The organism is Brachyspira pilosicoli, from assembly GCF_036997485.1.
GTDB classification, from domain to species: Bacteria; Spirochaetota; Brachyspiria; order Brachyspirales; family Brachyspiraceae; genus Brachyspira; species Brachyspira pilosicoli_C.
In genome coordinates this window covers 203621-224769 of record NZ_JAWLPU010000001.1, presented here as the reverse complement: position 1 = coordinate 224769, position 21149 = coordinate 203621, and the positions used below count along the sequence as shown (strand labels likewise).

21 protein-coding genes are annotated in these 21149 nt (G+C 28.1%); 13 read left to right on the top strand and 8 right to left on the bottom strand.

Annotated features, from left to right (window positions below; translation table 11 throughout):
* Positions 1-75: 75 nt before the first annotated feature.
* The 3 genes from R4I97_RS00975 (at position 76) to R4I97_RS00965 (ending at position 2340) form a co-directional block, all read left to right on the top strand.
* Complete coding sequence (locus tag R4I97_RS00975; protein WP_335783292.1) at positions 76-972, top strand: hypothetical protein; 897 nt, start codon at positions 76-78, stop codon at positions 970-972.
* 190 nt (positions 973-1162) lie between these two features.
* The gene (locus R4I97_RS00970; RefSeq protein ID WP_335783291.1) at positions 1163-1744 is read left to right on the top strand and encodes a chromate transporter; all 582 of its coding nucleotides are present in this window, start codon (positions 1163-1165) and stop codon (positions 1742-1744) included.
* Positions 1745-1746: 2 nt separating this feature from the next.
* Positions 1747-2340, top strand: coding sequence for a chromate transporter (locus R4I97_RS00965; RefSeq protein WP_335783290.1), 594 nt, complete (start codon positions 1747-1749; stop codon positions 2338-2340).
* Here R4I97_RS00965 and R4I97_RS00960 read toward each other — a convergent pair.
* Positions 2327-4117 carry a glycosyltransferase gene (locus R4I97_RS00960; protein ID WP_335783289.1) on the bottom strand — a complete coding sequence of 597 codons (1791 nt, stop codon included), beginning with the start codon at positions 4115-4117 and terminating at the stop codon, positions 2327-2329. The genes R4I97_RS00965 and R4I97_RS00960 overlap by 14 nt on opposite strands.
* A gap of 150 nt (positions 4118-4267) precedes the next feature.
* On the opposite strand from R4I97_RS00960, the gene R4I97_RS00955 reads away from it, so the two are divergent.
* Positions 4268-5221: an ROK family protein gene (locus R4I97_RS00955; RefSeq protein ID WP_335783288.1), complete on the top strand. Its 954-nt coding sequence runs from the start codon at positions 4268-4270 to the stop codon at positions 5219-5221.
* Here the strand turns inward: R4I97_RS00955 and R4I97_RS00950 are convergent.
* Complete coding sequence (locus tag R4I97_RS00950) at positions 5218-6150, bottom strand: N-acetylmuramoyl-L-alanine amidase family protein (RefSeq protein WP_335783287.1); 933 nt, start codon at positions 6148-6150, stop codon at positions 5218-5220. The genes R4I97_RS00955 and R4I97_RS00950 overlap by 4 nt on opposite strands.
* Positions 6151-6312: 162 nt before the next feature.
* Between R4I97_RS00950 and R4I97_RS00945 the strand changes: the two genes are divergently transcribed.
* The 5 genes from R4I97_RS00945 (at position 6313) to R4I97_RS00925 (ending at position 13239) form a co-directional block, all read left to right on the top strand.
* Complete coding sequence (locus R4I97_RS00945; protein ID WP_335783286.1) at positions 6313-7779, top strand: S41 family peptidase; 1467 nt, start codon at positions 6313-6315, stop codon at positions 7777-7779.
* Positions 7780-7909: 130 nt separating this feature from the next.
* A complete protein-coding gene (gene mrdA / locus R4I97_RS00940; RefSeq protein WP_335783285.1) occupies positions 7910-9910 on the top strand; it encodes a penicillin-binding protein 2 in 2001 nt (666 codons plus the stop codon).
* The gene (locus R4I97_RS00935) at positions 9903-11219 is read left to right on the top strand and encodes an FtsW/RodA/SpoVE family cell cycle protein (protein WP_335783284.1); all 1317 of its coding nucleotides are present in this window, start codon (positions 9903-9905) and stop codon (positions 11217-11219) included. The genes mrdA and R4I97_RS00935 overlap by 8 nt, the downstream gene beginning before the upstream one ends.
* A complete protein-coding gene (locus R4I97_RS00930; protein WP_335783283.1) occupies positions 11219-12385 on the top strand; it encodes a fused response regulator/phosphatase in 1167 nt (388 codons plus the stop codon). Before R4I97_RS00935 ends, R4I97_RS00930 begins: the two co-directional genes overlap by 1 nt.
* A gap of 137 nt (positions 12386-12522) precedes the next feature.
* Positions 12523-13239, top strand: coding sequence for a periplasmic-type flagellar collar protein FlbB (locus R4I97_RS00925; RefSeq protein ID WP_335783282.1), 717 nt, complete (start codon positions 12523-12525; stop codon positions 13237-13239).
* 76 nt (positions 13240-13315) lie between these two features.
* Here R4I97_RS00925 and R4I97_RS00920 read toward each other — a convergent pair whose 3' ends face one another.
* Genes R4I97_RS00920 through R4I97_RS00910 form a run of 3 tightly spaced genes read right to left on the bottom strand, consistent with a single transcriptional unit; the run spans position 13316 to position 15861 of the window.
* Entirely contained in the window at positions 13316-13984 is a 669-nt protein-coding gene (locus tag R4I97_RS00920; protein ID WP_335783281.1) for a hypothetical protein, read from the bottom strand.
* Between the two features lie 3 nt (positions 13985-13987).
* Positions 13988-14707: a DUF5058 family protein gene (locus R4I97_RS00915; RefSeq protein WP_335783280.1), complete on the bottom strand. Its 720-nt coding sequence runs from the start codon at positions 14705-14707 to the stop codon at positions 13988-13990.
* Complete coding sequence (locus R4I97_RS00910; RefSeq protein WP_335783279.1) at positions 14707-15861, bottom strand: M20 family metallopeptidase; 1155 nt, start codon at positions 15859-15861, stop codon at positions 14707-14709. Before R4I97_RS00910 ends, R4I97_RS00915 begins: the two co-directional genes overlap by 1 nt.
* 161 nt (positions 15862-16022) lie before the next feature.
* Here R4I97_RS00910 and R4I97_RS00905 point away from each other — a divergent pair, with 161 nt between their 5' ends.
* The 3 genes from R4I97_RS00905 to R4I97_RS00895 all read left to right on the top strand — a co-directional run bounded on the left by R4I97_RS00905 (position 16023) and on the right by R4I97_RS00895 (position 18070).
* Positions 16023-16895 carry a VIT1/CCC1 transporter family protein gene (locus tag R4I97_RS00905; RefSeq protein ID WP_335783278.1) on the top strand — a complete coding sequence of 291 codons (873 nt, stop codon included), beginning with the start codon at positions 16023-16025 and terminating at the stop codon, positions 16893-16895.
* Between the two features lie 30 nt (positions 16896-16925).
* Positions 16926-17441: a YcxB family protein gene (locus tag R4I97_RS00900; protein ID WP_335783277.1), complete on the top strand. Its 516-nt coding sequence runs from the start codon at positions 16926-16928 to the stop codon at positions 17439-17441.
* A 293-nt stretch (positions 17442-17734) separates the two neighbouring features.
* On the top strand, positions 17735-18070 hold the full coding sequence (locus R4I97_RS00895) for a hypothetical protein (RefSeq protein WP_335783276.1): 336 nt from the start codon (positions 17735-17737) through the stop codon (positions 18068-18070).
* Between the two features lie 5 nt (positions 18071-18075).
* Here R4I97_RS00895 and R4I97_RS00890 read toward each other — a convergent pair whose 3' ends face one another.
* Entirely contained in the window at positions 18076-18753 is a 678-nt protein-coding gene (locus tag R4I97_RS00890; RefSeq protein ID WP_335783275.1) for a tetratricopeptide repeat protein, read from the bottom strand.
* Between the two features lie 72 nt (positions 18754-18825).
* Between R4I97_RS00890 and R4I97_RS00885 the strand changes: the two genes are divergently transcribed.
* Entirely contained in the window at positions 18826-19230 is a 405-nt protein-coding gene (locus R4I97_RS00885; RefSeq protein ID WP_335783274.1) for a hypothetical protein, read from the top strand.
* Between the two features lie 247 nt (positions 19231-19477).
* Here the strand turns inward: R4I97_RS00885 and R4I97_RS00880 are convergent, their stop codons facing one another.
* Both R4I97_RS00880 and R4I97_RS00875 read right to left on the bottom strand, forming a co-directional pair.
* Positions 19478-20248, bottom strand: coding sequence for a hypothetical protein (locus R4I97_RS00880; protein ID WP_335783273.1), 771 nt, complete (start codon positions 20246-20248; stop codon positions 19478-19480).
* Positions 20249-20336: 88 nt separating this feature from the next.
* The gene (locus R4I97_RS00875) at positions 20337-20939 is read right to left on the bottom strand and encodes a hypothetical protein (protein ID WP_335783272.1); all 603 of its coding nucleotides are present in this window, start codon (positions 20937-20939) and stop codon (positions 20337-20339) included.
* Between the last annotated feature and the right edge of the window lie 210 nt (positions 20940-21149).

Sequence of the window (21149 nt, the reverse complement as noted above, 5' to 3'; positions counted from 1 at the left end):
CTATTATTAAAAATTCTAATATTTTTTTATATGTTTCCGAAAATATTACAGAATTATATTTTTGGAGCATAAAAAATGATGAAGAAAGCTTTATTAATAGTTTTAAGTTTAATTTTTATAGTATCTTGTAATAAAAAAGATGATAATATTCAAAATGATTATCTTAGTCAAATAGAAAATGAATATAATCAAAATACAGGCAGCAATGTAGTATTAGAAACAGATAATACTACAATTGAAGATGCAGGAATATTAACAGATAATCAATATTCTGATACAACTATGAGTAATGATATTTATACTCAAACTCCTATGCAGCCAGCTAATACATATACATCAACAACACCAAATACATATGTTAAACCTGGTCCAAAAAAAGCTACAGTAAATAATTTTTATAGCCCTTGGGCAGATACACATAGAACAGACCCTTTAATAATACAAGAAATTAGAGTAATGATAGCAAACAGAGAATATGTTCAAGCTAAAAATTATATAGATAGATTAGATTTTAATAATTTACCTGCTAATGTTGATTTAGGTCAGTTATATCAATTTAAAGGTATAGTTCATTATTTCTTATCTAAATCTGACAGATCTAATATTGCTATAGCTAATGATTCATTCAAAATGGTTGCAGCTTCTACAAAAATAGAGAAGTTTAAGCCTTTATCATTGTTATGGAATGGTATGTTATATCAAACTTATTCTAATGACCCTAATGAGTTACAAAATGCTGTTTCATTATTTGATAACATTATTAATTCTTATCCAAGAACAAGATTTGCTAATGATGCTATATTCTATAAAGCTTTGACACTTAAAAAAATGGGAAGACCTGCTAATGAATATAATGATTTATTCTTATCTGTTAAAAGAGGCGGATTTGCAGATACTTTAGTTTTCTCTCAAAAAGTTAATGATTATGTTCCTGCTAATAGATTGGTTGATGAACAAATGGTGCAATATTAATTTATAATTAAAAATATAATTTTATAAGATAATGGCAATTTTTAATGATTGCTATTATCTTTTTTTATTTAGTTTAAAAAATTAAAATTTTCATAAAAAATATCTTTATATTTTATTGTTGACAATTTATTTAACTAATATTATCTTATATTGAAATAAATAATAATGAATGATAGGGATTACTTTAAACATGATAGAAGAAAAAAAAGAAGAAAAACCAAATAAAATTTCTGCTCTTACAATGTTTATTTCGTTTTTTTATATAGGTCTTGTTACGATAGGGGGAGGTTTGGCTATGCTTCCTATTATGCAGGAGGAGTTTGTTGATAAGAGGAAATTTTTAACAAAAGCTGAGATAGTAGATGTATTTGCATTAGCACAGAGTATACCTGGTGTTATAGCAGTTAATACCTCGCTTCTCACTGGTTTTAAGATAGCTGGTATTTTTGGCGGTATAATGGCTGGTATTGGTGTGATGATGCCTTCTTTTATTATTATACTTATAATAGCTCCTATATTTGAAAAAGTACAAAATTTAGAATATGTAAATAAAGCTTTTTTAGGCATAAAGGGGGCAATAGCTGCTTTAATACTTCTCTCTGCTTATGATATGGGAAAGAGTGTTTTAAAAAATAAATTTACAGCTATACTTTTTATATTAAGTTTTATTTTGGTTGTATTTCTTAATTTTAATGTTATATATACTTTACTTATTTCTGCTTTTTTGGGTTGGGTTTATTATTTAATTAGTAAAAGATTTATTAGGAATTAATGATGATATATTTTAGATTATTTTATATATTTGCAAAGCTTGGAATTTTTACTTATGGCGGAGGGTATGCTATTATAGCACTGCTGCTTGGAATATTGGAAGGGTACGGCTGGATTACTTCAAGCGAGTTTTCTAATCTCGTTGCTATATCTCAAATTACTCCCGGTCCTATAGCTATCAATGCCGCTACTTTTGTGGGGTATAAAGTTGCGGGTGTATTAGGGTCTTCCGTTGCTACATTTGGAATATTTTTACCTGCTTTTATAATATGTATGATTGTATCTAAGTTTTTTTACAGCCTAAAAAATAATGAACAGTTTAATAGTATAATGAATGGACTTAGGGTATGTGCTGTTGCTTTAATAGTTTCTGCAGTTATTACTTTTTGTAAAGATGCTTTTTTTGTAAAATTAACTGACTCCTCTATACTTAATAATATAGCATTTATAAAAAATATTTTTAATTATATAAGCCCAATAGGTTTATTTATATTTGCTTTATCCATCTTTCTTAAAAAAATAAAAATAGCAGGAAGAAAAGTACCTATTATAGCTATAATATTAATAGCAGCTGTAATTGGAGTTATTTTTTACTAATAAAACCTTGTACAAAACCTTTTATAAAGAAAAGTCCGTAAGTGAGGTGTGATAAAAATATTCCTATAGCTTTGCAAAAACCTTTAGTAAGAGAAAGAGTGCTTGCCCAGCTACCAAGTAAACATAATGCATAAAAACTATGTGGAAATAATAGCAAAACAAGAAATATATTTTTATTGATTGCTGGTATTAAATTATTTAAAACTTGTGGCAAATTAAAATATAATGCAATTGGCATAAAAATAGTATAGATTAAGAATATTGACGGTATAAAATATGATAAGGCTAATGAGTTTCCACCGAATCTTTTTACAAAATAACCTCTATGCCATGCATAACCTTTTAGTTGTTTGAAATGCCCAAAAAATAAATCTCTTCTATGATGATAAACTAATGCTTCTGGGGTATATAATATTTTTTCTTTTTGTTTCATGATGTTATTGCAAAGAATAGTATCTTCACCTGGCCAATATTCGCTGTCAAAACCTCCAGCTCTATCATAAAGCTCCCTTGTGATTATAAAATTGCAGCTTGGATAATCATTAACATATTGAACCTTATCAGGTATATATCTTGCTCTATGTTTTCCGCTCATAAGTGTTGAACTATAAATAAGTCCGCTAATTTGTTTTGAGAAATTATCTTTTGGAGTGTTAATAGCTGGTCCGCCGAGTGCAAAAACTTTTTTACTCTCCATTGCTCTTAATGCGTTTAAAAGCCAATCTTTTTCTGGATATGTATCATCATCTAAAAATGCTAATATGCTTCCTTTAGAGTTTTTCACTCCAATAGCTCTTTTTATTGCAGGAGGAAGTTCCCCTGTTTCTACTATTTTAATTCTTTCATCTTTAAAAAGTTCTATATCAATTTCTTCGTTTGTATATTTGTCTGGGAGTATTATCAATTCAAAGTTTTTGTATATTTGTTCAAGTAAATATTCTGTTTCTTCTTTTATATAATCATTAATTTTTTTTAGCGGTATAATAATGCTTACCAATGGTTTTTCTTTTAATTCTGAAAACAAATCATCATAAAAATGAACAATATTGAGTCTATAAAATATTGCTAAAGTGTCAATAAATGTTCTCCACAAAATAGGAAATCTAATAAAACCAAAATGCCTATTTGGATTAACTATTACAGGAGCAGAAACTATTTTTTTATTATTAGAATTGCAAGCTACTAATACTTCCAAATCATAAGCAAATGCTTTTACAAGTATCCTTGGAAAAATATTTATTATTGCATTTCTTTTAAAAAGTTTTAATCCCGTTTGAGTGTCTTGTATTGGAAGATGAAAGAATATTTTCACAAACATAAAATAAATAAAAGAAATAATTTTTCGTATATTAGAATAATTAACAATAGAATCTTTATGCCTCTTAGAGCCTATAACAACATCAGCATTTTCTTTTTGCATAATACTAAAAAAGTTCTCTAATTGTGAAGGGTCTATTTCCATATCGCCATCACAAAATATTATGTATTGTCCATTAGAGACTTCGCATGCTCTTTTTAATGCATGCCCCTTGCCTTGATTTTCTTTGGCATAAACTCCTATTATATTTTTTAGATTTGTGTTTTTATTTTGAAAGTTTAAACATATTTTTTTTATTTCTTCTTTTGAGTTGTCGCTGCTTCCGTCATCAGAAATAATTATCTCAAAATTTATTAAAAACGGAGAAACTTTGTCTATTAATGTATTTATATTTTTTTCTATAGTGCTTTCTATATTATATACAGGTACTAATATTGATACTAATTCATTTATTTTCATAGGAACACTTTAAATTATTTTTATTTATTATGTTTATTATAATTGATAATTTATAAAATTTAAATAGATATATTATTAATTGTTAAATCATTGACAATTTTTTATCTTAGTACTAAAATAAGACTATAAAATTATGGAGGCATATAAACAATGAAAGATGCAGTTATATCTTTAGATATTGGAGGCACTTCAATAAAGGGTGCTATTATTAACAAAGAGGGAAATATTTTATATAAAGATAATTTTAATATAGAAGCTAATTTTACTTCTGAAGAACATAAGAAAAATATATCAAACATAATAAAAAATCTTTTAGATAATATGCCTTCAGAATATAATGCTATAGGAATTGGCTTAGATTGTCCGGGTGTTATGAATTCTGAAACTCTCCATATGGGCGGGGCAGAGAATGTTCCGGGGTTATTCGGAATTAAGTTTTCTGATATAGGCGATTTATTTGGATTACCTGTGAAAACTGCCAATGATGCGAGTATGGCTGCATTGGGTGAGGCTAAATATGGAAGCGGTAAGGATAAAGAATATAAATCTGTAATGTTTATTACACTCGGCACTGGTGTAGGCGGAGGGTTTGTATTTAACGGAAAATTATTTACAGGTTCTTTAGGAGGAGCTGGTGAAGTAGGGCATGTATTTGTAGTTCCAGATGGAGATAAATGTAATTGCGGCTCAAACGGTTGTATAGAACGTTATGCTTCTGCTACTGGTTTTATTGCTATGGCTAAACAAAAAATACATAAAAATGTTCTTCCTACCAATTTAACTTATGAAGAATTAGATAAAGGAAAGGCTAAGGCTTTATTTGATGCAGCTAAGAAAGGTGATGCTCTTGCTAAGGAAACTATTGCTGAATGTTCTTATTATTTAGGTATGTCTATAGCGCAGGCTTTGAATATGCTTGATTTGGATTTAGTTCTTATAGGCGGCGGGCTTTGTAAAGATTTTGATATGATGATAGAGCATATTAATAGGGGAGTAAGAAATTACGGACTTAGAATGATGGTAAACAACCTTGAAATAAAGCCTGCTTCTTTAGGAAATGATGCCGGCGTATTGGGCTGTGCTGCTATGTTCTTTAAAAATTAATTATAGTATACATCTACTAAAGCTTGATATATTTTATCTGATATATTACTTAATTCTTTGGTGCTTCCTAGTCTCCAATCATGTATGAATCCGGATTCTATCATAACTGAAGGTATATCTTTTTTGAATGTTTGTTTATTGTACTCATATTCAAAGCTGTCACCCAATAAAACTAAACCTCTTAAAGTTATGCCTTTATTTAATAAATCTTCTTTATTGTAGAATTTCCATACATTATTTGGAAGTATATTATCTATTGCTATAACAGGAGATATTTTATAGCTTTCCTGCATTCTTTCAGATATCTTATTTGCTATTTTCATAGAAGTTTGAAACTCGCCATTATACGGACTAACTATAATATGAAATCCTTCTGTTTTTTCTCTTTGTTTTATATAAGGCATATAATCAAAATGTAAACTTATTAAAGCATCAAAATTATTGTCTATGGCATAATGTCTAATAGCATACAGCTCCATAGTTTGATATCTTGTTAGATTTCCTGTTCTTTCAGCTTCATCTATTTCTGTGTTGTATATGCCTAATAACTTTTGGTAGTTATTTGTTATATATTCTTTTATAGGTCTGTCATAATATGCTCCAGTTCTGCTAAGAGTATATTCAAATCTGTCATCTTTATCGAGTATTGCAGTAAGCTGTTTTGCAAGTCTCAAAGTCATGTAATATTCATAACCTAAAAAACCTTTAGAACCCTTTGTAGCTGCATTATGACCTGGGTCTATTAATATTCTAATTTTTTTGTTTTCTTTTTTGTTGCTTATATAAGTATTTTGATTATTATTTATTTTTTTATAGTTTATATCTTTATTAATATTATCATTTGCTGTTATCATTAAAGAAGAGAATGATATGATAATTAATACAATAATAACTGTAGAAAAAATTATAAAACGATTTTTATTTTCCATACTGCTTTGAGTATCGGATTTTTTATTATAAATTTTATTTACTTAAATAATATTAATATGTATATTCTTTTTTTTTACATTTATGTTATAATAACAATTATTATTGTATAGAAAAATAGAAATAAATCATTTTATATTTAATTAGAATAGAGGTTACAAAATATGATGAAAAACAAAGAGCGAGCATTATGGATATTTCTTTTAATATTTGTTTTGGCCATATCATTTTTTAATTTTAAGAGTCCTTCAATAGCGATAGCACAGCAAGGTATGGCTCAATCAGATAATGATTTTTATTATTACAGCAGATTATTTCAAAAAGTTTTTGCTACATTACAGCAGAACTTTGTTGATACAAATAATGTTACTACCAAAAAACTTATGTATGGTGCTATTAAAGGTATGCTTGAGGCTACCGATGACCCATTTACATTTTTGCTTGATGAAAAATTAAATGAGGCGCTTAGTACAGAGATGTCTGGAAAATATGGCGGAGTTGGTTTATCTATATCAAAACAGCCAGATAGAGGTCTTTTGGTTGTTGCTCCTATAGAAGATGGTCCTGGTGAAAAGGCTGGAATATTACCTGGAGACGTTATTATAGAGATAAATGGCGAAAGCACTAAAGATATGTCTGTAGATAATGCTGCTAATATCATGCGCGGAAAGGCTGGCACTAAAGTAAAATTAAAAATAGCAAGACAAGGGGTGGTTGATCCTATAGAATATACTTTAACAAGAGCCATAGTTGAGATAAAAAGCGTAAAATATAAAATGTTAGAAGACAGCACTATAGGATATATTAGAATAACAAACTTTGGAGATGATACTTCAAAAGAATTAGATACGGCTTTAGTTGATCTTAAAAAGAAAGGTATGACAAAGCTTATCTTAGATTTAAGAAATAACCCAGGCGGAAGATTAGATACTGCTATTAATATTGTGGAAGAGTTCTTATCTGATGGTAAAATAGTTTATACAAGAGGAAGAACTAAAAATGAAAATCAGGACTATTATGCTACTGTAAAAGGCGATCAGTGGGTAGATGGAGATATGTTGGTTCTTGTTAATCAGTATAGCGCTTCTGCATCAGAGATTTTAGCCGGAGCTTTACAAGATAATAATAGAGCAAAATTATTAGGTGAAACTACATTTGGTAAATTTAGTGTTCAGTATGTACTTCCTTTAGATGTAAAAGATAATACTGCTTTTAAGTTTACAGTAGCACATTATTATACACCTAATGGTAGAAGACTTCATGGTAAAGGATTAACTCCAGATTTTGTAGTTGTTGAGCCTAAATTAAGTAATACAGATGTAATAGCATTAACAGAGCTTAGAAAAGGCGGACAGATTGCAGAATATGTAAAAAAATATCCAAAAGAAGAGGCTGATGAAAATGCTTTACCTCAATTTAAAGAGGAACTTAAAAATCAGAATATTATAGCGAGTGATTATTTGCTTGAGAGGTTAATATATAATGAGCGTAATTTGGGTAATTATAATGAGATAGTTGATCTTAGATATGATAAGCAGCTTAAATCTGCTATTGATTATTTGAATACAGGGAAACAGCCTCCTCAAGATAAAGAAGAACCAAGAGAAAATTGGTCTAATGAAAAAGAATAATTATTAAGTAAATTTTAAGGTATATGCAGTTTTTGTATATACCTTTTAAATTTTTTTATTTACTTAAATTTAAGTAATAAATACCGTTACTTATAAATAGTATAAAAAATTTTTATAAGGTTTTTTTTATATGACTTTTTTAGAAATTGAATTAAATAAAGATAAAAAAATCGAAGGCGAAGATTTTAAATATAAGAAAAAGCTGATAGTAGTATTAATTATTTCTGTATTAATATCGGCTATGCTTATTATTAGGCTATTTTATTTGCAAATAATTTTGAACTCCCATTATGATAGTTTGGCAAGAAACAATAAAGAACAAATAATACCAATAGATGCCTATAGGGGAGAGATATTCGATAGAAATGGTGTTATTGTGGCAGAGAACATCAAAATCTACACAATGTATATTATACCTGTTTATTTGCCTAAGAATTATTTTGAGAGAGAAGAGCTGCTATATAGGGTTTCTAAACTATTTAATATAGATTTAGGTTATATAAAAGAAAGCTTATCTAAAGTTTCTAAAAACAGTTATGATTCTGTAGAGATATCAGATAACATTAGTATGTCTCAGATGAGTTATTTGGCAGAGCGTTCTGAGGATTTTCCTGGTGTATATTACGGCAGTAAGTCTATAAGAAATTATCCTCTTGGCGAGACTATGACGCATATATTAGGGTATATAGGTAATATTTCACAGGAAGAGTATGAAAGCAAAAGAATAGAAGGTTATAGAAGAGACAGTGTTATAGGTAAAGAAGGTGTTGAGCAGTATTATGATAAAGAGCTTAGAGGAATAGACGGTTATGAGCAGTGGATAGTGGACTCAAGAAACAGAGTAAAAGAAACTATTGCCCCTGCAGTTGGTAAGCCTATACCGGGTAAAAAATTAATACTTAGCATAGATTCTAAAATACAAAAGGATGCAGAAGAGCTTCTTAGAGGGCAGGTTGGAACTATTATAATATCAAAGCCTACTACTGGTGAAATACTTGCTATGGTAAGTTCGCCTTGGTATGACCCTAATATTTTTATAGGCAAAATAGATGCTAAAAAATATTCTGAGCTTATTAATAACCCTGCTAATCCGTTTTGGAATAAGGCTATAAGGGGAAGATATCCTCCGGGTTCTACTTTCAAGCTTGTTAGTGCTTTGGGTGCTCTTGCTGAGGGAAGAATTGGAGCTTATACTACAAGATTCTGTGCGGGCGGTATGCTTCTTGAAAACAGATTTTATAGATGTACTGGTCATCACGGCTATGTTAATATGTATAAGGCTATTCAGTTTTCTTGCAACACTTATTTTTATAACTTGGCTTATGAGCTTGGACCAAACTTCATAAAGAAATATGCTGAATTATTAGGCTTTGGAGAGCTTACAGGAATAGATTTGCCAGGTGAGAAAATAGGTACAGTTCCTAGTTCTGAATGGAAGAGAAGAAAGATTGGTGAATATTGGTGGGACGGTGATACGCTTCAATATGCTATTGGACAGGGTTATATGTCTGCTACTCCTATAGCGGTTCATATGGCTACTTCTGCTATAATAAATGACGGCGTTATGTATAGACCTCATGTTGTTAAAGAGATTAGAAGTTCTCAGACTGATGAGGTGATATATAACAATGATAAGATTGTAATGAAAAAATTAGATATAAGCAAAGATATATTTACAGTAATAAAAGAAGGCATGAGAATGGCTGTAGCAGGAGGTACTGCAAGAAACGGTGCTTGGTCGCCTAATATAAAATTGGCAGCTAAAACTTCTACTGCACAAAATGCTCAAGGTAAAGACCATACTTGGATTACCATTTATGGACCTTATAATCAAAGACCTAAAGATGATATGATTGCTGTAACAGTTATGCTTGAAAACAGTGGTGGTGGCGGCGGTTCTACTGCTGGACCTATTGCTACTGCTATGCTTCGCTCTATAATAGACGGAGATGATCCTATACAAGCTAGAAACTCTATATATGGAAGAATGCAAAGTATATACCGACAAATTAGAATGGCTAGACAGCAGCAAGCTTTGGAAAATGCTGAAAATAATGAGAATACTCAAAATAATGAAAATGCTAATAACAATATAAATACTCAAGAGGATAATAGAATACAATATGAATGAAAAAAAAGAATTAAGAAGATTATTCGTATTTGATTGGAGAATACTTATTTCTATACTTTTTCTTATGGTAGCAGGTGCTATAGCAGTATATTCTTCCACATATTCTCCAGATTCTGGTAAAACGAGTTGGATATTTTTAAAATATATATTTTTCTCTGTTGTTGGTCTTGTTATTATGTGTATTACTATGTTTATCAACTACACAAAACTTGCAGAGCACAGAATGTCTTTATATATACCGATGCTTATTGTTTTAATACTTGTACTTATTCCTGGTGTAGGTACTACAATAAACGGAAGTAGTAGTTGGCTTTTTGGTATGCAGCCTTCAGAGTTTGGTAAGATAGTAATGATTATATTTTTGGCTGGTTATTTGGACCAAATAGGTGATAAAATAAAACAGGAAAAATATTTTTTAATAGCTGGTATTTTTATTTCTATACCTATTGGGTTAGTTTTAATGCAGCCGGATTTGGGTACTGTTTTGGTATATTGTTTTATAGTATTTGTTATGCTATTTGTTGGAGGGGTGCCTTTAAGATATATTATATCATTATTAAGTATAGGGGTTATAGGCTTATCTATACCTATGTTTTTGGAATATAAGAGAATGTCTGATGATATAAATAATATTCTCTTTAACTTCTTATCACAAAGACTTTATATAGGTTATATTGCCGGAGGATTTTTGTTTATATCAATACTTCTTCTCACAATAAACTTCTATATGAATAATAAATATGTAGAATTATTTTCATTTTCTTTTTTTGTTTTATTTTTAAGTATGTGTGCTGCTTTAACTTTTGATATAGGATTAAAAACTTATCAAAAAGAGAGATTATTAGTATTTATGAACCCAGAGCTTACAAGGCTTAGTTCGGGGTACAACATCATTCAATCTCTCATTGCTGTTGGAAGCGGCGGGCTTTTTGGGGAGGGCTTTCTTAATGGAAGTCAGTCTCAATTAAACTTTATACCTCAGCAGGTAAATGACTTTATTTTCTCTAATATTTGTGAGGAGTGGGGATTTATAGGAAGTGCTTTAGTTGTATTAGCTTATGCTACTATATTTGTGAGGGGTATTACGGTTGCTTATTTTGCTAAAGATAGACTTGGGGCATTGATTATATCGGGAGTAATAGCAATGTTTTTATGCCACGTGCTTATTAATATTGGGATGGTGGTTGGTATGATGCCTATTACGGGTTTAACTTTGCCTTTTGTAAGCAGCGGAGGCTCTTCAATTTTAACTTTTTCTATATCTATTGGGCTTATATTTAATGTTGAAGCTAGAAGGTATGTACATTAATGGCTATTACAAAAAATAACATTTTAACAGAGAAAGTATTAATAGTTGATACTAATATTGATTATGCTAAGTTTATTCAAAAATTCTTAAAAAAAAATAATTATTTATGTTATATAGCTTTGTCTTATGAAGAGGCTATTAATATGACTTATGAAAAAATACCAGATTGTATATTAGTTGATTATATGCTTCCTAATGCAGGAGCTTGCAGATTAGCTGGATATATAAAATCTGATAATTTATTAAAAAACATAGCCGTACTTTTTTTAACTGCCTCTGATAATAAAACAGAATCCCTTAAAGCATTTGACTGCGGTGCTGATGGATTTTTTGAGAAGTCTATTGATACGGATTTATTTCTTTCTAAAATGAAATCTTATATTAGACTTAAAAAAGCGATAGAGTCTAATATGATGTATATGGATATATTAAAAAGAGATATAGAATATGCTGCCAAATTGCAAAAAACTATACTTTCTTATGGGAATACTTCTATACCTAAAAATGAAATATCTATATACCATTATGCGCCTAATGAGGTTTCTGGTGATTATAGCGGAATAAAGCTTATTAATGATGGATATTATGCTATACTTCTTGCTGATGTGTCTGGGCATGGGGTTGCTGCCAGCATGCTTACTATTTTAATAAAATCTTTTTTTGATTCGCATGCTATTATAGATGATAAAAACACTTCTCCTGCTGTTTTTTTAGATAAGCTTAATAAATTTTTTATAGAAGAGGGCTTTGATAAAAACTTATTTGCATGTGTATTTTATGCTCTTTACAATAATGAAACAGGTAAATTATTATGTTCTTCTGCCGGCTCTCCAAAACCTATTTATTATTCAAACAGTGAAGATGAAATACATACTATAGATATAGATGGTACTTTAATTGGAATGATTGATGAGAGTGAATATACAGAGATTGAAATTCAATTGAACAGAAACGATACTTTATTTGTTTTTACAGATGGAGCTTATGAAATATTTGATGATAATAATAATATGTTTGGTGATGAACATCTAAGGCAAATATTTTCTAAAAATGTTAAAAGCAATGTTGATGATATTAAAGAAAAAATTATTACTGAGATAAAATCTTTCACAAAAGAACCTTTAAAAGATGATGTTAGTATGATTCTTTTAAAAAGAACTACTTAAATTAATAATAAAAAAAATCTTTTTTTAAAAAAAATATGATAACTAAAAAAGTATATATTACGATAATATTGTTAGTTGACATATTATAGTTTTTTCTGTATTATGTATACTATAATGTTATTTAGGTGTGAATGTTTATGAAATTTAAAATAGCAATATTGACTGTAGTTAATTTAATAGCTTTTATAGCATTACTTTATATGTTTGATATATTTGGAGTTGTTAATTATTATACTTTAATGCGTACCAAAATAGCTCCTAATGTGCCTTCTTTTTTAACTAGATTTACACAAAAGCCAAGAGTTGAGGATATGACTCTTTTGGCTAGAGATGATCTTGCTAAGATGAGAGAATCTTTTAACTTAAGAGAAAAAGATATACAAGCACAAGAAGCTTTAATAGCTAGCAGGGCTATAGAATTAAATTCGCAATCTGAATTAATAGAACAAGACAGACAAAACTTATTAAATGCTTGGTCTAATTATCAGGCTACTATGGACGAATCTGCTCAATATCAATTAGTACTTACAGATTTGGCTAATAAAATTAACAGCATGCCTCCTCAAAACTCTGTTGCCTTACTTAATCAATTAGCAGCTAATGGTTCTGATGATTTAATTATTGATGTATTAGTAGAAATGGATTCTATAGCTGCAGCAGAAGGAAGAAACAGTACTACTTCTTATTTGCTTAGTTTGATGGACCCTACAGTTGCAGCAAGAATATTAGAGAAGTATGAAGCCCGCACTAATCCTAATAACAATACAGTGCCTTCATCTCCTAATGATTTCCCGTCATATACTCCAGATAATAATGAAATGCTTAATGACGGCATAATGGATATGGGAGCTTAATTAGAAATTATTAATTAATATATAAAAAAAGATGCTGGATTTTTTATTCCAACATCTTTTTTATTTTTTAATACAATTAATTTTCAACTTTTACTTTGTATAATATTTTTGAAGCGATGATTGTAATCACTAAACCTGATAATGTGATAAGAAAAGCAGGCATAGCAGGTATTAATAATTTACAAGCTAAAGGTATTCCTAAACCAAATACTAATAATTTAGGATACTTCATGCTAAATTGCATCAATACAGCACCAAATATAGCAGGCACAGCATAAGATTTAAAAGCTTCAGCAATTATAGGAGGCACTACATTAAGAATAGTAGCTCCTAATACAGCAGCCAATGTAACAAAGAATAGGTTAGTGATAATTGAACCAGCTATTCCCAAAGAAGAAATAATTTCTACATTACGAGTTCCTTCTGGAGTATCTGTAACATCTAATGCACAAGCAGCGGCAGGCACTCTCATATTACCGCCATTTCCAGAAAGGAAGTTCATGTAAGAACCAGCCAAACCTAAAACAGGATAATAGCTCAAAGGCTCTAATACATACATAACCCCATAAGAAGAAGCAACTAATATCCAAGCTTTTATAACAACATCTATAGGCGGAAATATTTTATGGCTAATCATCAAATATACAACAGGGAAAAATGAAGCAACAACAGCAGATAATAATGTTACCCTTCCGATTAAATTAACAGGATCATTCCATAATTTTTGAAATTCTTTATCAGTCATATATTAACCTCCAATAGATATTTTTACAATTAAAGCAACAGCCATACCAACTATCATTGCAATACCCAAATTGTATTCACGAATTTTAAGTCCAATCTTAGTTTTTGACACAAACTTCACTAATATAAACATAGTTAAAGCAGCAGCTAAAACAGAAGCAGCAGTATCTATTTTAGGTAAATAACCAGAAGCCAAATTACCAAATACCGCAACCATAGAAGCAGCAGAAAGTAAAGCTAAACCAGCCTGATTACCTCCGGAAATTTTTGTTCTTAATTTCTCTAATTTACTTCCCATAATTGATGCAGATATCAACCAACCGCATCCATTAGCAGCCATAGTAATCCAAGATACAACCAAAGCAACCTCATTATAATCAGGTCCTCCGAATTGTACCCCCATAGCTTCAGCACCAAATTGTGCTCCAGCCATCTCTGTAGTAGCAGCACCAATAATAGAAAGTCTCATCCAGCTCATAGGTGCTCCTATAACAGATATCATTCCTACCATTACTATAAAACCAGATATAGCAGGTCCTATTGCAGTTATTAAACCAGCTTTAAAAGCTTTTTGGCAAGTCTCACTTGTAATGCCCAAAGTTTTTGCTGTTTTATTAGCAAGTCTTGTATATAATATAGCTTGTACCAAACTTATAATAACAACAACAGCACATAATGGCCATAATATTAATTGATTGGCTAATTTTAAAATTTCTTCATTCATTATTTACCTCCTAAACGCTTAATTGCCCATTCGCTCATTAATATACTAGGCTGATATAATTTTGATTCATCTATCTCAAATTTACTATTATGATGCGGAATATTTTTTTCTGTCATAGTAGAGAAGAAAATAAATACTCCAGGCATTTTATGTTGATATTCAGCAAAATCTTCTCCGCCCATAGAAGGAGTAAAAGGTGCTGACTTTTTAAATCCTAATTCCTTACATACTTCTGATAATTCATTAGCTATTTTGCCGTCATTAATAACAGGAGGACAGCCCCATTCCATATTTACTTCTGCTTTTGCTCTATTAGCTATAGCAATAGACTCTGATATCTCTTTTATTCTGTTTCCTATGAATTTTCTGTTTTCTTCGCTAAATGTTCTAAAAGTACCTTCTATATTTACTTCTGAAGGTATAATATTATATTGACTTCCGCCGTTTACAATACATATAGATATTACTGTAGGGTCAGTAGCTATTATTTCTCTGCTTTTTATATTATATATACCTTGTATTATTTGACTTGCAGTTAATACAGGGTCTACTCCAGAATGAGGATAAGCACCATGAGAACCTTTTCCTATAACCTTAATAACAAATTTATCATTAGATGCCATTAATGGGCCTTCTTGAAGAACAAACTCTCCGCTAGGTACGTCTGTAGCTATAGTACCTATATGTGTACCAACTATAGCACTAACACCATCTAATAAACCATCTTTTATTAAATTATTTGCTCCTTTAGATATCTCTTCAGCAGTTTGAAAAACTAATCTTACAGCACCATTTTTTAATCTGTCTTTATTTTCTAATAAATAATGAGCAGCTCCTAATAAACAAGCAGTATGAGCATCATGTCCGCAAGCATGCATATTACCATTTTTTGAAGCATATTCAACACCAGTTTCTTCAACTATAGGTAAGCCGTCCATATCTGCCCTAATACCAACTATATTACCGCTATTAGCATTTCCTATATCGCATACTATTCCAGAGTCTATAGAACATTCTTTTACCTCAAGTCCTAATGATTTTAATTTATCAAGGACATATTTTTTTGTTTGAGGCAAATCTGTACCAATCTCTGGTATTTGGTGTAATTCTCTCCTCATGTTAATAATTATGTCATTGAGTTTTTTGTTATCCATTTTGAATTATACTCCTTTAAAATATATAAAATACTATATATAATATTTTATAAATATTTAATAGAAAATCAATATCTAAATTTAATATAAAATAATGTTAATTTTTGCAATTAATTAATTTTCATTGTACTATTAACTAATTAATATTTAGGATTAATATTATGAAACCAATATCAAAAGAAACAATTAAGTTTTTATTGGAATTACAGCAAAATGAGATTACAGAACATGCAATATATTTCAATCTTGCAAAGTTCGTAAAAAAAGAAGATGATAAAAAAATACTTTTAAATATTGCTAGAGAAGAATTGGGTCATGCTAAAGTATTAGAAAAATATACTAATGTAAAATTAAAACCTCAAAAATTCAAAGTTTTCAAGTTTTTTATTTTAAGTTTTATATTTGGCTATACATTTGTTATTAAAATAATGGAATCTGGAGAGAAGAGTGCTGAGTATATATATTCTAAGATAGTTGATGAAGTTCCTGATGCTAAGACTATTGCCTTTGAAGAATATGAGCATGAAAATAAACTTATATCTATTTTAGATGAGGATAGACTTAAATATGTTGGTTCTATGGTTTTGGGTTTGAGTGATGCTTTAGTTGAAATTAGCGGAACTTTGGCTGGGCTTACTTTTGCTTTGCAAGATAATAGATTAGTAGCTTTATCTGGAATAATTACGGGGATATCTGCTACACTTTCTATGGCTTCTTCCGAGTATTTATCTGCTAAAGCTGAGGGCAGTAAAAATGCTTTTAAGTCTTGTTCTTATACTGGTGTAATGTATTTAATTACTGTAAGTCTTCTAATAATGCCTTATTTAGTATTTAGTGTTTCTATTTATGCTCTTATTGCCATGCTTATTATTGTTATAACTATAATATTTTGTTTTACTTTCTATATTGCTGTGGCTAAGAGTATTTCTTTTAGAGAGAGATTTTTTGAGATGGCGGGAGTTAGTTTAACAGTTGCTGCTATAAGTTTCTTTGTGGGAATGCTTGTAAAACAATTTTTGGGTATTGATATTTAATTTGTATTTAAAAAAGGAAATTATTTCTAAATGAAAAGAGAGTATAGATACAATATAAAACATAATGATTTTATTGATTTTCAGCTTCATTATTTGAAAACTAATCCTGAGCTTCAAAGTTCATTAAAGAAAAATCTTATTATGATTATTATCGTATATGTGATTGTGCTTATTGGAATGTTTATATATTTTAAAAGCAGTTTATTCATGCTTTTTATAGTTGCTGTATTAATGACGCTTGTATCTATTTTACAAATAATTAGTTATAAAAAAAGAGTTCAAAAAAATATTGTAAAAAAAGTTTTGTCTTATATTAAAACTGGAAAGCTTGATGATGTTTTTGGTGAGAAAATTCTTACTGTTTATGATGAAAAAATAGTTTTTAATGAAACTAAGGGAATAAAAAACTTTAATAAATCTGATATTAAAAAAATAGAGCAGAGTAAATTATGTATTTTTATATATACTGATGATATGTCTGCTATAATAGTACCTAAAAACTGTCTAAACAAAGAAGATATTGATTTTCTTATTTCTTATTTATGAAAACTATAATTATTTGCTATAGTTATAATTTGCTTTTGTATTTTTTTATATTGGAATAATATAAGTTCTATAATTTTGGAAAAATATATTAATTTTATGAGCTATATCTCTATTATCTGAAAATGAATTAAAAACTATAAAAACAATTATATTAAATAAATTATTATATTTTAACTTTTATAGCATAATGATAGTTAATAATACTATATTAACTATCATTTTTTTGTTTAAAAATTTTTATTATTATGTTAGACTATGGATAATAATATTTTTATGTACGTTATAGGGGTAATATGTTAAATTGGTTTAATAAAGATGAGGAAGCTATAAAAACAAAAGATACTATATTTGATAAATATCATCATATTATATCTTGGATACCATTTGTGGCTAGTGTATTTTATTGTACATCTCCATTAGATGTAGTATCTGATATACTTCCTTTATCTGGAAGAATAGATGAAGGTTTTTTATTAACAGCAACTATACTGCATGGTATTCAAAATGGAGTTTTTTATTTTTACCCTAAAATTAGGAGGGCTATTAAAATAATAAAGTATGTTGTTATTATCATAGGAATAATATTTATGGTAGGTTTATTTGGTCATTTAATAATTAATCCTAAGTAAGTGCTTTAAAGTTTATTTATTTTTTCAAGCATATTTTTTGATTTATCATTGCCTGTATTTTTATATAATTCATATAAAAGAGCATATATTTTTTTATTGTTATCGCTATATTCCAAGCATTTCTCAAATATTTCTATAGCTTTGTTATCATCATTTATTTCTTTATAGCATAGTCCAAGATAATACAAACTCTCTTCATCATATTTATTAAGCTCTAATGCTCTATTAAAGGAATCTATTGCTTCATCAATTCTATTTGTATTAAGTAAAGCAATGCCTAAATAACGCCAATTAATATATTCTTTTGGCGCTATCATAAAAGATTTGTTTAATACCTCTATAGCTTCATTAAACATTTTTAATTCTATATAACAGTTTCCAAGATAATTTAGACTTATATAATCATTATTTTCTAATTCGTATGCTTTTGTTAAATAAAAAATTGCTTCTTTGAAATTTTCTATTTTTGTATATGATATGCCAATCAAACGCCATATTGTATAATCTTTATCATTTATATTAAGTGCTGTTTTTAATACTTCTATAGCTTCATTATATTTTTGTAATTGTGTGTAGAATATTGCAAAGTCTACTCTCACTTTATGGTTATTAGGCTCTAATTTGCAAATGGTTTTATATTGTTCTATTGTGTTATTAATTTTAGTTTCTAAGCTTTCATTCATAAAGGTAATTCTTGCCTTATAGTTTTTTGATTTTCGTATTATATAGTATATAATGTTTGAAGTAAATATATTATGAGAAATAATAAAATGGATAAATATTATATTAGAGAAAAGATTTACAGCGATAAAAATTTAGAGAAAAAAATAAAAGAGGAAGTTGAAAATTATTTAGATAATAGTGTTTTAAAATTATATCCTCCTTTTTGTGTTAGTGAGTATAGTTATAATAATAATTTTGAAGTTGTTACTGCTGAGATATTTGAAGATAGTTATATTTTATCTGATATTCATATAGAAGTTGATATGGTTATTTATGATTATATTTCTCATGATGATTATAAAAAAGAGAGAAAAGTTTTAATTAATAACAAATATTTTATTGGTTTTAATATTAGATTTAGTTTGAATAGTAATAACACTATAGAAAATTTGATTTTGAGATATTTTAATATATACGCTATAAGCAAAAACGAATGATAATTTTTTAAAATTTATTTACATACCCCGCCCTTTATTCTTTATTAATCTATTTATAAATTTGTATTTCTAATTTCTTTATTAATTTAATTAGAGTTGTTAACGCCCGCCCAAGTGTTGATTAGATTAAAAATTTCTTCAACGCACGGTTAACAGAATTTATAATATAATAAAATTTTAATTACAAATAACTCTATCTTTTTTAGCTTAATTCTGCGTGCGGTAAGTAAACAGTAAATTTGAAAAATCAACTATTATTTCTTCCAAATGAAATGCCAATATAAAATACAAATGATAAGTAAGATAATCTATAACTTTTTATTAAAGTTTTATCTGTTATTTGTATATAATCTGTATTATAAGGCATTGAAAAATCATAAGCTATATAAACACCATATAAGAAAGCCAATTTTTCAGTAAAATAGTAAAATCCGTCAAAGTTTATTTTTATATAAGGAGACACTGGAACTTTATATATTTTTTTTATATCATCAAAATTCCAATGCTTTTTATCCTGATACATTAAAGAACCTTCAAAAATAGTATATTCTTTTATTATTTCGCCTCTATAATCGCTTTTTTCTAATACATCAGCAGATAATGGTATTTTCATTCCTACACCTAACCCTAATGAAAAATTATTGAAATTTATTTTAGGGTTTAATCCTATAATAATATTATGCATACCTAAAGTTTCAAAAATTTCAAAATAATTATATGAATAAGCATACGGATAATCATAAGTTATACTATTAGCATTAAAATAATATCCTGCTTCAAAAAGAAAACTTATACTTTTTATAAGAATATCTTTATTTAATTTTATATTATATCCAAGCTGAGCAATAACTCCTAATTCTCCGCCTATATCTCCCTTTATGCTTTGATATGTATGATTAGGGTTGCTTAATGTTATAAAAGGTAAGCTTCCATTAATACCAAAAGGTATAAATGCATTTATTTCAAATTGAGCAAATAAAGTTATATTTATAATAAAAAAAAGAATAACTGCTTTCATAATTATTATTAATAAAAATTGTAAGCTTAAAATCTAATTTGTTATAGGCTTGTAATTTTAATTTTCTCCTTTGTTGATAATATCAAATTCAAGAAACAGGTATTATACCGTTTGCTTGAAGTGATGCATATATAAGTATTGTAAGTATAACTATTTTATAATTATAATTTTCTTTATCTGATAAATAGCTGTAAGTTTTGATACCGTTCATAATTGTATCTAAATCTGCCCCCAAATCTATTATTGCAGTATTGCTACCATTAATTTGTTTGTCAAAAGTTAATGTTAATTGACTGCCGTTTACACTTACATTAGTAACACTAAAAACAACTTCAAGCATTGTATTAGAAAACAAATAAGAAATATTTTTTATCTTTTTATAGTCATATCTATCAAAAAGTATACCAAATCTATATTTATTTATATATAAATCAGATGATGTAAAATATGTCTTACCATCATACAATTCTAAACACCATATATTTGTAAAATCATCAGCGAAATCCTTTAATTTAAACTTCATAGAACTAGTTACATTTTTAGAGACATACCTGTAAATTTCTGAACCATTTTTTACGATTGCTATATACTGAACTTCAACATCTCTTTCATTAGGGTCTAATATTTTTACATTACTGCAAGAAATCATAGAGAGCATAAAAAAAGCTATTAATAATATATTTTTAATCATAAAAAACCTAAGATATATATTTTTATTATAATTATTTATAATAAATCAATAATTATATTTGTTATGAGTTTTCTAAATTCTTATACTTAAGTAATAATATATACAAAATAGTAATTATTATATATATTGAAAAAAGTTTTTTAATTTTAGTATATTCATAAATAATTATGAAATTATAATAATATAAAATTACTATGAAGTCAATATAAT